The sequence below is a fragment of the Enterobacter cloacae complex sp. P15RS genome (genome assembly GCF_014895905.1).
GTDB classification, from domain to species: Bacteria; Pseudomonadota; Gammaproteobacteria; order Enterobacterales; family Enterobacteriaceae; genus Enterobacter; species Enterobacter quasihormaechei.
In genome coordinates this window covers 211465-224544 of record NZ_JADBQL010000016.1, presented here as the reverse complement: position 1 = coordinate 224544, position 13080 = coordinate 211465, and the positions used below count along the sequence as shown (strand labels likewise).

General features: G+C 58.7%; 12 protein-coding genes. 10 read left to right on the top strand and 2 right to left on the bottom strand.

Annotated features, from left to right (window positions below; translation table 11 throughout):
- The first annotated feature begins 13 nt into the window (after positions 1-13).
- On the top strand, positions 14-289 hold the full coding sequence (locus IM267_RS11145; RefSeq protein WP_028013966.1) for a YfcL family protein: 276 nt from the start codon (positions 14-16) through the stop codon (positions 287-289).
- Between the two features lie 65 nt (positions 290-354).
- Here IM267_RS11145 and mnmC read toward each other — a convergent pair whose 3' ends face one another.
- Complete coding sequence (gene mnmC / locus IM267_RS11140) at positions 355-2352, bottom strand: bifunctional tRNA (5-methylaminomethyl-2-thiouridine)(34)-methyltransferase MnmD/FAD-dependent 5-carboxymethylaminomethyl-2-thiouridine(34) oxidoreductase MnmC (RefSeq protein WP_193033402.1); 1998 nt, start codon at positions 2350-2352, stop codon at positions 355-357.
- 158 nt (positions 2353-2510) lie between these two features.
- On the opposite strand from mnmC, the gene fabB reads away from it, so the two are divergent.
- Positions 2511-3728 (top strand): beta-ketoacyl-ACP synthase I, encoded by a 1218-nt coding sequence (gene fabB / locus IM267_RS11135; RefSeq protein WP_022648859.1) that lies wholly within the window; start codon positions 2511-2513, stop codon positions 3726-3728.
- 67 nt (positions 3729-3795) lie between these two features.
- The gene (locus IM267_RS11130) at positions 3796-4974 is read left to right on the top strand and encodes an MFS transporter (RefSeq protein ID WP_193033401.1); all 1179 of its coding nucleotides are present in this window, start codon (positions 3796-3798) and stop codon (positions 4972-4974) included.
- Between the two features lie 87 nt (positions 4975-5061).
- Here the strand turns inward: IM267_RS11130 and flk are convergent, their stop codons facing one another.
- The gene (gene flk / locus IM267_RS11125; protein WP_193033400.1) at positions 5062-6066 is read right to left on the bottom strand and encodes a flagella biosynthesis regulator Flk; all 1005 of its coding nucleotides are present in this window, start codon (positions 6064-6066) and stop codon (positions 5062-5064) included.
- 111 nt (positions 6067-6177) lie between these two features.
- On the opposite strand from flk, the gene pdxB reads away from it, so the two are divergent.
- From pdxB to dedD, 7 genes are all read left to right on the top strand, one after another.
- On the top strand, positions 6178-7314 hold the full coding sequence (pdxB, locus tag IM267_RS11120; RefSeq protein WP_193033399.1) for a 4-phosphoerythronate dehydrogenase PdxB: 1137 nt from the start codon (positions 6178-6180) through the stop codon (positions 7312-7314).
- A 64-nt stretch (positions 7315-7378) separates the two neighbouring features.
- The gene (locus IM267_RS11115; RefSeq protein ID WP_063450416.1) at positions 7379-8392 is read left to right on the top strand and encodes an aspartate-semialdehyde dehydrogenase; all 1014 of its coding nucleotides are present in this window, start codon (positions 7379-7381) and stop codon (positions 8390-8392) included.
- A complete protein-coding gene (gene truA / locus IM267_RS11110) occupies positions 8392-9204 on the top strand; it encodes a tRNA pseudouridine(38-40) synthase TruA (protein ID WP_193033398.1) in 813 nt (270 codons plus the stop codon). Before IM267_RS11115 ends, truA begins: the two co-directional genes overlap by 1 nt.
- 28 nt (positions 9205-9232) lie before the next feature.
- Complete coding sequence (locus IM267_RS11105) at positions 9233-9892, top strand: DedA family protein (RefSeq protein ID WP_063450414.1); 660 nt, start codon at positions 9233-9235, stop codon at positions 9890-9892.
- A 154-nt stretch (positions 9893-10046) separates the two neighbouring features.
- The gene (gene accD, locus IM267_RS11100; RefSeq protein ID WP_003861408.1) at positions 10047-10952 is read left to right on the top strand and encodes an acetyl-CoA carboxylase, carboxyltransferase subunit beta; all 906 of its coding nucleotides are present in this window, start codon (positions 10047-10049) and stop codon (positions 10950-10952) included.
- 70 nt (positions 10953-11022) lie between these two features.
- Positions 11023-12291 (top strand): bifunctional tetrahydrofolate synthase/dihydrofolate synthase, encoded by a 1269-nt coding sequence (folC, locus tag IM267_RS11095; protein WP_131636534.1) that lies wholly within the window; start codon positions 11023-11025, stop codon positions 12289-12291.
- A complete protein-coding gene (gene dedD / locus IM267_RS11090; protein ID WP_063868170.1) occupies positions 12281-12976 on the top strand; it encodes a cell division protein DedD in 696 nt (231 codons plus the stop codon). The genes folC and dedD overlap by 11 nt, the downstream gene beginning before the upstream one ends.
- The last annotated feature ends 104 nt before the right edge of the window (positions 12977-13080 follow it).

The window sequence follows — 13080 nt, the reverse complement described above, 5'->3', positions numbered from 1 at the left end:
CAGAGGAAAGAAGATGATCGCAGAATTTGAATCACGCATTCTGGCGTTAATTGATGACATGGTGGAACACGCCAGTGATGATGAGCTGTTCGCCAGCGGTTATCTGCGTGGTCACCTGACGCTGGCGGTAGCCGAGCTGGAAGCAGGTGACGATCACTCTGCCGACGCCGTTCACGCTGAAGTCACGCGCAGCCTGGAAAAAGCCATTCTGGCCGGGGAGCTTTCTCCGCGCGACCAGTCTTTAGTACTGGGCATGTGGGACAATTTATTCCAGCAGGCTAAACGCTAAGCCGCCGCCTTCTCTTCCCTCTCCCCTTTGGGGAGAGGGGCAGGGTGAGGGGATTCGACCGTACCCTACTTAACCATTTTCCCCTTCAGCAGTTTCCTTACCCACAACCGGTTCGGATTCAGCCCCGCGAGCGTAACGCTGTCCAGCGGAACCGGCTCATCGCTCATTTGCGCAGCCAGCACCTCTGCCAGCAGCGGCGCGGAGCATAATCCCCGCGAGCCTAAGCCACCCAGCATAAACAGTTCAGGATAAACCGGCGCACTCACCGCCGTTTCTTTGTTGTCTGCCAGATCCTGATAGAGTTCAAGCGTGGCTTCATAGTCCGGCACGCTTCCCGCCATCGGCAGGTGATCGCGGGTCGCGCAGCGTACGCCGCAGCGCGCTTCGCCCTCGCTGACGTCAACCTCTTTCGCCCACGGCGCATCCGGGAAACAGTCGATCAGGCGCTGGCGGTTTTGCTGCTGATCCGCTTCGCTGTACTGCATGTCCGTTTCACCGCGATGGTAGCTGGCGCCAATGCAGTGATGGCCGTTGGACGGATTTTGCGGCGTCAGGTAGCCGTCGTAACACAGCACCTGGCGCAGCTTGCTCAGCGCGGGCGCGGCAGGAATATGGCTCACCTGGCCGCCGACAGGATAAACCGGCAGCGTCTCGGTCTGGGTAAACTGATTGATGTTATGCCCGTTGGCCAGCACCACGCTTTCATGCTGCGCCTCGTTGCCGTCAGCAAAACGCAGCGTCCAGTGCGCTGTCCGACTAAGCGATTCAACCTTGTGGGCATAATGTACCGTCAAGCCGCGCGACTGCCCGAGAGCAATCGACGCAGAAGTCAGTTCAGCCGGGCACAGCCAGCCGCCGCGTGGATACTGAATCCCGCCGCAGCCGGTGTCGACGCCCGCGGTCTCAGAAACCTGCTGCGCCGTCACGGCATGGGCGATGGCCTCCGGCAGACCCAGCGACAGCATTTGTGTGATTTTCTGCTGGCTCTTCTCGTCCCAGCCGAGCTGCGTCACGCCGCACCAGTCGTGGTCAAATGCAACCGGCAGGCTATCGTAGAGACGACGAGCAAACGTAAACGCCGCCGGGAAGAACTGGAACAGCGCCGGATCGTGTGAACTTAACAAAGGATAAAGTGCGCCTTGGCGGTTGCCTGATGCACCCGTTGCCGGCGCCTCGTCAGCGCAATAGAGCGTCACCTGCCAGCCCCGGTGCAGCAGCGCCAGCGAGAGCAGGGCGCTGGCAATACCGCCGCCCACAATGGCGACCTCACGCGACGCACTGGGGCGGCGAGCAAACCAGGGTGCCTGTGCCGGGATCGCCAGATCCTGCTCCATCACCCCGACCAGCATGTCGCGTTTGCGGCCAAAGCCTTTGGTTTTCCGCATGGTAAACCCCGCCTCCTGCAACCCACGGCGGACAAAGCCCGCCGAGGTGAAGGTGGCAAGCGTCGCGCCGGGACGTGCCAGCCGCGCCATGGCGTTGAACAGATGCTGGCTCCACATGTCCGGGTTTTTGGCGGGCGCAAAACCGTCCAGGAACCAGGCGTCCACCTTCTGATTCATCGAGTCGTCGAGCTTATCGGTCAGATCGTTAATGTCGCCCAGCCACAGGTCGAGCGTGACCCGTCCATCGTCCAGAATTAGACGATGACAGCCACCGATGTGAGGCGGCCACTGTGCCTGAAGCTGTTCCGCCCAGCGGGCAAGCTCCGGCCAGTGCTGATGGGCAAGCCGCAGATCGTGCGCGGTAAGCGGAAATTTTTCGAAACTGATGAAATGTAATCTTTGTAGGGTAGCCTCAGGGTGTGCAGCGCGAAAACAATCGAATGCCTGCCAGAGAGTCAGAAAATTCAGCCCGGTTCCGAAACCGCTCTCCGCCACAACGAACAGACTGCGCGGATGCTCAGGGAAGCGGGTGCCGAGATGATTTCCGTCGAGGAAAACATAGCGCGTCTCTTCCAGTCCGTTATCATTAGAAAAGTAGACGTCATCAAAATCTCGGGAAACAGGTGTACCCTCAGCGTTGAATTCGAGGTTGGCAGGTTGTATGGCGTTTTGTTTCACGTAAGTTACTCGTCCGACAGGCAGTGGCACGATCTTAACGATGTGAGCCTGTCGGTGCAAATTTCCACAGAAAATCGCTGATCGGACTTGTTCGGCGTACAAGTGTACGCTATTGTGCGACTCGAAACTTTTTATAGTGCGACTTACAGAGGTATTGAATGAAACGTGCAGTGATTACTGGCCTGGGCATCGTTTCCAGCATCGGTAATAACCAGCAGGAAGTCCTGGCATCTCTGCGTGAAGGACGCTCCGGGATCACTTTCTCTGAAGAGTTTAAAGATTCTGGAATGCGTAGCCACGTATGGGGTAACGTTAAACTGGATACCACCGGTTTAATTGACCGTAAAGTGGTTCGTTTCATGAACGATGCCTCTATCTATGCCTATCTTTCCATGCAGGAAGCGATCAAGGATTCTGGTCTGAGCGAAGACGCCTACCAGAACAACCCACGCGTGGGCCTGATTGCCGGTTCCGGCGGTTCCTCTAAGGCGCAGGTATTCGGTGCTGACGCCATGCGTAGCCCGCGCGGCCTGAAAGCGGTCGGTCCATACGTTGTGACCAAAGCGATGGGTTCTGCGGTATCCGCGTGCCTGGCAACGCCATTCAAAATCCACGGCGTGAACTACTCCATCAGCTCCGCGTGTGCGACCTCCGCGCACTGTATCGGTAATGCGGTTGAGCAGATCCAGCTGGGCAAACAGGACATTGTCTTTGCTGGCGGCGGCGAAGAGCTGGGCTGGGAAATGGCCTGCGAGTTCGACGCGATGGGCGCACTGTCCACCAAATACAACGAAACGCCAGACAAAGCATCCCGTACCTATGACGCACACCGCGACGGTTTTGTTATCGCGGGCGGCGGCGGCATGGTCGTGGTTGAAGAGCTGGAACACGCGCTGGCGCGTGGCGCGCACATCTACGCTGAGATCGTGGGCTACGGCGCAACGTCCGACGGCGCTGACATGGTTGCTCCATCCGGCGAAGGCGCGGTGCGCTGCATGAAGATGGCGATGCACGGCGTTGATACCCCAATCGACTACCTGAACTCCCACGGTACCTCTACTCCGGTAGGCGACGTGAAAGAGCTGGGTGCGATCCGCGAAGTGTTCGGCGACAACAGCCCGGCTATTTCTGCCACCAAAGCCATGACCGGTCACTCTCTGGGCGCGGCGGGCGTGCAGGAAGCGATCTACTCTCTGCTGATGCTGGAAAACGGCTTTATCGCCCCGAGCATCAACATCGACGAGATGGACGAGCAGGCGGCTGGCCTGAACATCGTGACCGAAACCACCGAACGTGAGCTGACGACCGTTATGTCCAACAGCTTCGGCTTCGGCGGCACCAACGCCACGCTGGTGATGCGCAAGCTGAAAGCGTAAGCGTTTGAAGGTATAGTAGAAGGGAGCCGCGCGGCTCCCTTTTTTATGCCTGAACACGGAGTTATGCATGAAGGCTGTTACCCCTGAGAAGAACGCTCCTTCCGGGAACCTTTCCCTCTTCCGCATCGCCTTTGCGGTGTTTCTGACCTATATGACCGTTGGCCTTCCGCTGCCGGTGATCCCCTTGTTCGTTCACCATGAGCTGGGCTATGGCAATACCATGGTCGGCATTGCGGTGGGCATTCAGTTTTTAGCGACGGTGTTAACCCGGGGCTACGCCGGGCGTCTGGCGGACCAGCACGGCGCAAAACGCTCGGCATTGCAGGGCATGTTTGCCTGTGGGCTGGCGGGAGGCGCCTGGCTGCTGGCGGCGCTGTTGCCGATAGATGCAGCGTATAAATTCGCGCTGCTGGTAGTGGGGCGCCTGATCCTCGGCTTTGGCGAAAGCCAGCTGCTGACCGGCACCCTGACCTGGGGAATGGGGCTGGTGGGGCCTGCGCGTTCCGGTAAAGTGATGTCCTGGAACGGGATGGCGATTTACGGCGCGCTGGCGGCAGGCGCGCCGCTGGGTTTGCTGATCCACAGCCAGTTTGGTTTTGCGGCGCTGGCAGCAACCACCATGGTATTACCGCTGCTGGCGTGGGCGTTTAACGGTTCGGTACGCAAGGTGTCCGCCCATAAAGGCGAACGTCCTTCGCTGTGGAGCGTGGTGGGGCAAATCTGGCAGCCAGGGCTGGGGCTGGCGCTTCAGGGAGTAGGCTTCGCGGTGATTGGCACTTTCGTCTCTCTCTATTTTATGAGCCGCGGCTGGGCGATGGCGGGCTTTACGCTGACGGCCTTTGGTGGCGCGTTTGTATTGATGCGCGTGCTGTTTGGCTGGATGCCGGATCGCTTTGGTGGCGTGACGGTGGCCGTGGCGTCACTGGTTATTGAGACGGTAGGTCTGGTGCTGCTCTGGCAGGCTCCGTCCGCCTACGTTGCGCTGCTGGGTGCGGCGTTAACCGGCTGCGGCTGCTCGCTGATCTTCCCGGCGCTGGGCGTTGAGGTGGTGAAGCGCGTCGCACCACAGGTGCGCGGCACGGCGCTGGGCGGCTATGCGGCGTTTCAGGATATCTCCTACGGGATAACCGGACCGCTGGCGGGCGTGCTGGCGACGTCGTTTGGCTATCCTTCCGTATTTCTCGCCGGCGCGGTTTCCGCGGTGGTGGGGATCGTGGTGACGCTGGTGGCGTTTCGGAAGCGGTAATATGTTGCCGGGTGGCGGCTGCGCCTTACCCGGCCTACGGTTCGAGCCGTTGTAGGCCCGGTAAGCGGAGCGCCACCGGGCAAAACCTCAGACAACCAGCCAGAAAAGCGCCAGCGCAATCATCAGCGCGATAAACATCAATCCCGGACGGGCAGAGAGCGTTTTAAACGTGTCGACGATCGGGGCAAACAGCGGGCTGTAGATGGGCTGAACGTTACGCACTTCCGGTACGCCGCCTTCCCGCTCGGCACGGCGAATAAAGATTTGATTCAGTAAATCCTGTACCTGCGCGGTGGTCAGCACCGTTTGCGGCGTGGCCTGCCAGGCCTGCTGGGCATATTCCCGAACAGCTTCAAACTCTTGCCGCTCAAGCGGCTGCTTAAGCGACGCCTGCACCGTATGCAGCGTCGGGGCGGTCTGGGCGCTGAGCGTCTGACGCGCCTGGAGCCAGGTGACCAGATGGGTAAACTGTTTTGCCGGGATCAGCTCGCCCGCTTTCACGCCGGAAAGTTCCAGCATGGATTGCCAGATGAGCTTTGTCGGTTCGCCGGTGGCGGCAGCCAACTTTGTGACCATCTGCTTGAGCGTATTATGCTCCGCTGGCTGCAATGGCCGTTCTGTCGACGGGCGCTGTTGCGGCTGCGGGATCGAAAGCTGGTTGCTTTGCAGCAGGGTCAGCACGGTTTTCAGCTGTTCCGGCGAAAGCTGGCTCAGGGCGGTATGGCCGTACTGTTGACGGATAAAATCACTCACCGCCTGGCGATTATTCCCCTGGCCCAACAGCTCGGTCAGCTGCGAGACAATCTGGCGGGTGGTATGTTGCTGCTGTGCGCTGGTAAGACGCTGGTTCAGGTTTTGTTCAGCGGCAGGGAAATGGCGCGACTGGAGCGGCGCATCGTTTCTGACGCCCAAATCGTGCTTAACGCCGGCCCATACCTCTGCGTTTTGCTGCGAGGTCAACGCAATTAGGCGCGTGATCAGACGCTCCAGCACGGTGCGCTGTTGCGTGGAGAGCGGCTGTTCGCCTGGCGTGTTGGGCGCTACGGGGCCTTCACCCGGAGGGCGCGGAGGCGTACCTGAAATGGGCTGCATCGTCAAAAATCCTTAAAGTCAAACTCTGCGTAACCGGGCGGAGATATATGCCCGGCGGCGAGATTATGGCACACTTGGCAGGTTTACTTCCTCTCAAACAGGTACTCAGACGTGAAAATCCTCGTTGATGAAAATATGCCTTACGCCCGTGAGCTGTTCAGCCGCCTGGGCGAGGTTAAGGCTGTCCCTGGTCGCCCGATTCCGGTCAGCGAACTGGACGATGCAGACGCCCTGATGGTGCGCTCGGTGACCAAAGTAAATGAGGCACTGCTCACCGGCAAAGGGATCAAATTTGTCGGGACGGCAACGGCCGGGACCGATCATGTGGATGACCAGTGGCTTAAGCAGGCGGGGATTGGTTTTTCAGCGGCGCCAGGCTGTAACGCCATTGCCGTCGTGGAATATGTTTTTTCCGCATTATTGATGCTGGCCGAGCGCGATGGGTTTGCGCTGAAAGACCGCACCGTAGGTATTGTGGGCGTGGGCAACGTCGGCGGACGTCTGCAAAAGCGTCTGGAAGCCTGGGGCGTCCGCACTTTGCTGTGCGATCCGCCGCGCAAGGATAACGGCGATGAAGGCGATTTCCGCACGCTGGACGAGCTAGTCGACGAGTGCGACGTCATTACCTTCCACACGCCGCTTTTCAAAGAGGGGCCGTACCGATCTCTGCACCTGGCCGACGAGAAGTTAATCCGCCGTCTGAAGGCTGGCACTATTCTGATAAATGCCTGCCGCGGTCCGGTGGTGGATAACGTGGCGCTGCTGAAATGTCTCGACGAGGGACAAGATCTGAGCGTTGTGCTGGACGTCTGGGAGCCCGAGCCGGATCTTAACGTCGCATTGCTGAATAAGGTGGACGTGGGGACCGCGCATATTGCGGGCTATACCCTCGAAGGCAAGGCGCGCGGCACGACTCAGGTATTTGAGGCCTACAGCGCCTTTATCGGCCATCCGCAACAGGTGGCGCTGGATACGCTGCTTCCCGCGCCGGAATTTGGCCGTATTACCCTTCATGGCCCGCTGGATGAGGCAACGCTAAAAAGACTGGTGCATTTGGTGTATGATGTGCGCCGCGATGACGCGCTGCTGCGTAAAGTGGCGGGTATTCCGGGTGAGTTTGACAAGCTGCGCAAAAATTACCTTGAGCGCCGCGAGTGGTCCTCCCTGTATGTGATGTGCGATGACGCCTCCGCGGCGGCGCTGCTGCATCAGCTGGGATTTAACGCCGTTCACCACCCGGCACGTTAATGTCTTTCTGCTCCCTGTTGGAAACGCCGACAGGGACGCGTTTTTATTTCTGGAGTAAACCACCATGTCTGAAGGCTGGAACATTGCCATTTTGGGCGCCACTGGCGCCGTGGGCGAAGCCCTGCTTGAAACCCTTGCTGAGCGCCAGTTCCCGGTGGGCGAAATTTACGCGCTGGCGCGTACCGACAGCGCGGGTGAACATCTGCGTTTCGGCGGAAAATCTGTGATGGTGCAGGATGCCGCCGCATTTGACTGGACCCAGGCTCAGCTGGCGTTTTTTGCCGCAGGTGCAGAGGCGACGGCGTCTTACATTGAAGAGGCGACCAATTCAGGCTGTCTGGTGATCGACCTGAGCGGCCTGTTCTCCCTTGAGCCGGATGTGCCGCTGGTGGTGCCGGACGTTAACCCGTTTGTGCTGGCTGATTACCGCAACCGCAACATCATTGCGGTACCAAACAGCCTCACCAGCCAGCTGCTGACCGCGCTGAAGCCGCTGATCGACGACGGTGGCCTGTCGCGCATTACCGTGACCAGCCTGCTGTCGGCTTCAGCGAATGGCAAAAAAGCCGTAGACGCGCTGGCAGGGCAGAGCGCGAAGCTGCTGAACGGTATCCCGATCGACGAAGATGATTTCTTTGGCCGCCAGCTGGCGTTCAACATGCTGCCGCTGCTGCCGGATCGTGAAGGTTCGGTGCGGGAAGAGCGTCGTATCGTCGATGAAGCGCGCAAAATTTTGCAGGATGACGGGCTGATGATCTCCGCGAACGTCGTACAGTCTCCGGTCTTTTACGGCCATGCGCAGATGGTCGGCTTTGAAGCCCTGCGTCCATTGGCGGCTGAAGAAGCGCGCGACGCGTTTGGCCGCGGTGAGGACATTGTCCTTTCCGAAGAGAGCGAATTCCCGACGCAGGTGGGCGATGCCACCGGCAGCGCGCATCTCTCCGTGGCCTGCGTGCGTAACGATTACGGTATGCCGGAGCAGGTGCAGTTCTGGTCCGTTGCCGACAACGTGCGTTTTGGCGGCGCGCTGATGGCGGTCAAAATCGCGGAAAAACTGGTGCAGGAGTATCTGTACTGATGTCAGACGTGGAACAAAAGCCGGTCCACAGAATTGCCCTCGGCATTGAGTACGATGGCAGTAAATACTATGGCTGGCAGCGTCAGAATGAGGTGCGCAGCGTCCAGGAAAAACTGGAAAAAGCGCTCTCTCAGGTAGCAAACGAACCGATCAGCGTCTTCTGTGCGGGCCGCACCGATGCCGGGGTTCACGGCACGGGGCAGGTGGTGCACTTTGAAACCTCTGCGGTGCGCAAAGATGCGGCCTGGACGCTGGGTGTAAATGCGAATTTACCTGGTGACATTGCCGTGCGTTGGGTGAAAGCTGTGCCGGATGATTTTCACGCGCGCTTCAGCGCGACGGCGCGGCGCTACCGTTATGTCATCTTCAACCAGCGCCTGCGCCCGGCCGTGTTAAGCCAGGGCGTAACGCATTTTTATGAACCGCTGGATGCAGAACGCATGCATCGCGCGGCGCAGTGCCTGATTGGAGAAAATGATTTTACGTCGTTTCGTGCGGTGCAGTGTCAGTCCCGTACGCCGTGGCGTAACGTCATGCACATTAACGTCAGTCGTTATGGCGCGTATGTGGTGGTGGATATCAAAGCCAATGCCTTTGTACATCATATGGTGCGGAATATCGTGGGCAGCCTGATGGAAGTGGGCGCCGGACACCAGCCGGAGAGCTGGATTGCAGAACTGCTGGCAGCGAAGGACAGAACGCTTGCGGCAGCAACGGCGAAAGCGGAAGGGCTGTATCTGGTTTCGGTGGATTATCCGGACCGGTTCGACCTGCCAAAACCGCCAATGGGCCCGCTGTTTTTAGCGGACTAAACAAAGGTGCAATTAAGGCTTAGACAATATGGACGTAATACGTTTTCTGATTGATTTCATCCTGCACATTGATGTTCACCTGGCGGAGCTGGTCGCGCAGTACGGCGTCTGGGTATACGCCATTCTGTTCCTCATTCTGTTCTGTGAAACCGGCCTTGTGGTTACGCCGTTCCTGCCGGGAGATTCGCTGCTGTTCGTGGCCGGTGCGTTATCTGCACTGCCAACCAATGACCTGAACGTCCATCTGATGGTCGTCCTGATGATCGTCGCGGCAATTGTTGGCGATGCGGTCAACTACACCATCGGGCGAGTGTTTGGCGAGCGGTTGTTCAGTAATCCGGACTCGAAGATTTTCCGCCGCAGTTATTTAGACAAGACCCATGCGTTCTATGAACGTCATGGCGGAAAAACCATTATCCTTGCCCGTTTTGTGCCTATTGTGCGCACATTTGCACCGTTTGTGGCGGGAATGGGCCACATGTCCTATCGTCATTTTGCGATGTACAACGTGGTGGGCGCACTGCTTTGGGTGTTGCTCTTTACCTATGCGGGCTACCTGTTTGGCGATCTGCCTGTGGTTCAGGAAAACCTTAAGTTACTGATTGTAGCGATTATTGTGCTTTCCGTTCTGCCGGGTGTTATCGAAATCATACGTCACAAACGCGCGGCAGCAAAACAAGCGAAGTAAATGCACGCTGGCAGTTCGACCACTTTTTTATCCAAAGTTTCGGGCTGTTATGTTTTAATGTGCAACATTCATGGTCTGTTGGAGGCAAAAATGGCATTATTCGCCTCTTACAGCAAAACTGGCATACGACCAGGTTCAGGCAGAAAGGTTATCAATGAGCTGGATTGAACGAATTAAAAGCAACATTACCCCGACGCGTAAAGCGAGCATTCCTGAAGGGGTATGGACGAAGTGTGATAGCTGCGGCCAGGTTCTGTATCGTGCAGAGCTGGAACGCAATCTTGAGGTGTGTCCTAAGTGTGACCACCACATGCGTATGTCGGCGCGCAACCGCCTGCATAGCCTGCTGGACGAAGGTTCTCTGGTAGAACTGGGCAGCGAACTGGAGCCAAAAGATGTGCTCAAGTTCCGCGACTCCAAAAAATACAAAGATCGTCTGGCCTCTGCACAGAAAGAGACCGGCGAGAAAGACGCGCTGATCGTCATGAAGGGCACCCTGCATGAAATGCCGGTGGTTGCCGCTGCGTTTGAGTTCTCCTTTATGGGCGGCTCAATGGGCTCCGTGGTCGGCGCGCGTTTCGTACGTGCCGTTGAGCAGGCGCTGGAAGACAACTGCCCGCTGATCTGCTTCTCCGCCTCCGGTGGTGCGCGTATGCAGGAAGCGCTGATGTCTCTGATGCAGATGGCGAAAACCTCCGCTGCGCTGGCGAAAATGCAGGAGCGCGGTCTGCCGTATATCTCGGTACTGACCGACCCAACCATGGGTGGCGTCTCTGCAAGCTTCGCAATGCTGGGCGACCTGAACATCGCTGAGCCAAAAGCGCTGATCGGCTTTGCCGGTCCTCGCGTTATCGAACAGACCGTACGTGAGAAACTGCCGCCGGGCTTCCAGCGCAGTGAGTTCCTCATTGAGAAAGGCGCTATCGATATGATCGTCCGCCGTCCGGAAATGCGCCTCAAGCTGGCCAGCATTCTGGCGAAGCTGATGAATCTGCCAGCGCCTAACCCGGACGAGCCGCGCGAAGGCGTGGTCGTACCGGATCAGGAACCCGAGGCCTGATAACTGAAAAGGGCAGGGCCGAATGGCGCTGCCCTTTTGCTTTCTAAACCGTTAATGACAACCGGGCATCATGGAAAATAAAAGCATTCCTCAAGCCACGTCGCCCCTGGCCGCGTGGCTTTCTTATCTGGAAAACCTGCACAGTAAAACCATCGACATGGGCCTTGAGCGCGTAAGCCAGGTTGCCGCGCGTCTCGACGTGCTGAAACCCGCGCCGTTCGTGTTTACCGTCGCCGGCACTAACGGGAAAGGCACCACCTGCCGCACGCTGGAATCTGTCCTGATGGCTGCCGGCTATAAGGTCGGCGTTTACAGCTCTCCGCATCTGGTGCGCTATACCGAGCGCGTGCGGGTGCAAAACGCCGAGCTGGCGGAATCTGCCCACACGGCATCGTTTGCCGCTATCGAAGCGGCGCGCGGCGAAACGTCACTAACCTATTTCGAATACGGCACCCTGTCGGCGCTGTGGCTGTTTAAGCAGGCGCAGCTGGACGTGGTGATCCTGGAAGTCGGGCTGGGTGGGCGACTGGACGCGACAAACATGGTGGATGCGGATGTCGCGGTCGTGACCAGCATCGCGCTGGATCACACCGACTGGCTGGGGCCAGACCGCGAAAGCATTGGCCGCGAGAAGGCCGGTATTTTCCGGGCGAATAAGCCCGCCGTGGTCGGCGAGCCGGACATGCCGCACACCATTGCCGATGTGGCGAAAGAGAAGGGTGCCCGGTTGCTGCGTCGTGGCGTGGACTGGCAGTATGAGGTTCAGGGCCACGGCTGGCGCTTTAGCGATGCGCAGGGCGTGCTGGAGAATCTGCCGCTGCCGCAGGTGCCACAGCCTAACGCAGCGACCGCGCTGGCCGCACTGCGCGCCAGCGGATTAACGGTGAGCGAGCAGGCGATCCGCGACGGTATTCAGAACGCGCTGCTGCCAGGGCGTTTCCAGATTGTGAGCGAGTCACCGCGTCTGATTCTGGACGTGGCGCATAACCCGCACGCGGCGGCGTACCTCGCAGGACGTCTCAAATCGTTACCAAAAACCGGGCGCGTGCTGGCGGTTATCGGTATGCTTCATGATAAAGATATCGGCGGCACGCTGGCCTGCATGGAGAGTGTGGTCGATAGCTGGTATTGTGCTCCTCTGGAGGGGCCGCGTGGCGCGACTGCTGAGCAATTAATGGAACATCTCGGCAAAGGCGAAATCTACGACAGCGTGGTTTCGGCCTGGCGCGCCGCGATGGCGGAAGCTAAACCAGAAGATACCGTGCTGGTGTGTGGGTCATTCCACACGGTGGCACATGTCATGGAAGTGATGGAGGCGGGGAGAACCGGTGGCGAGTAAGTTTCAGAACCGTTTAACAGGAACCATTGTGCTGGTCGCGCTCGGGGTGATTATTCTCCCGGGGCTGCTCGACGGGCAGAAAAAGCATTACCAGGATGAATTTGCGGCTATTCCGCTGGTGCCAAAACCGGGCGACCGCGACGAGCCCGACATGCTGCCCGCGGCAACGCAGGCGCTACCTGCCCAGCCGCCTGAAGGCGCAGCGGAAGAGGTGCGTGCAGGCGATGCAGCCGCGCCGTCTCTTGACCCGTCGCGTCTGGCTGCAAATAACAACGTTGAAATCGATCCCGTACCGGTAGAGCAACCTAAACCGGTTGAAAAACCGAAGCCGGTAGAGAAAACGCAGCCTAAACCGCAGCGTGACAAAGCGGCCGAGCAGCTGGCGGCGGCAACGGAAACGCCGCCACCGGCCAGACAGGCCCAGCAGGAGGCTGCCCCGACGGGCAAAGCCTATGTCGTTCAGCTGGGTGCGTTGAAAAACGCTGATAAGGTCAATGAGATCGTGAGTAAACTGCGCGGCGCGGGATACCGTGTTTATACTTCACCCACCACGCCGGTGCAGGGTAAAATTACCCGTATCCTCGTGGGGCCGGATGCGTCTAAAGATAAGCTCAAAGGTTCGCTTGGCGAGCTGAAGCAGATCTCCGGCCTGAGCGGCGTGGTGATGAACTACAGCGCAAACTGATAAGTTTTCCCCCTCACCCCGGCCCTCTTCCCAAAGGGGAGAAGGTTAGGGTGAGGGGGAATGGCAGACGTCCAAAGAGACGTAATAAGCCAACGGCGTTGAGC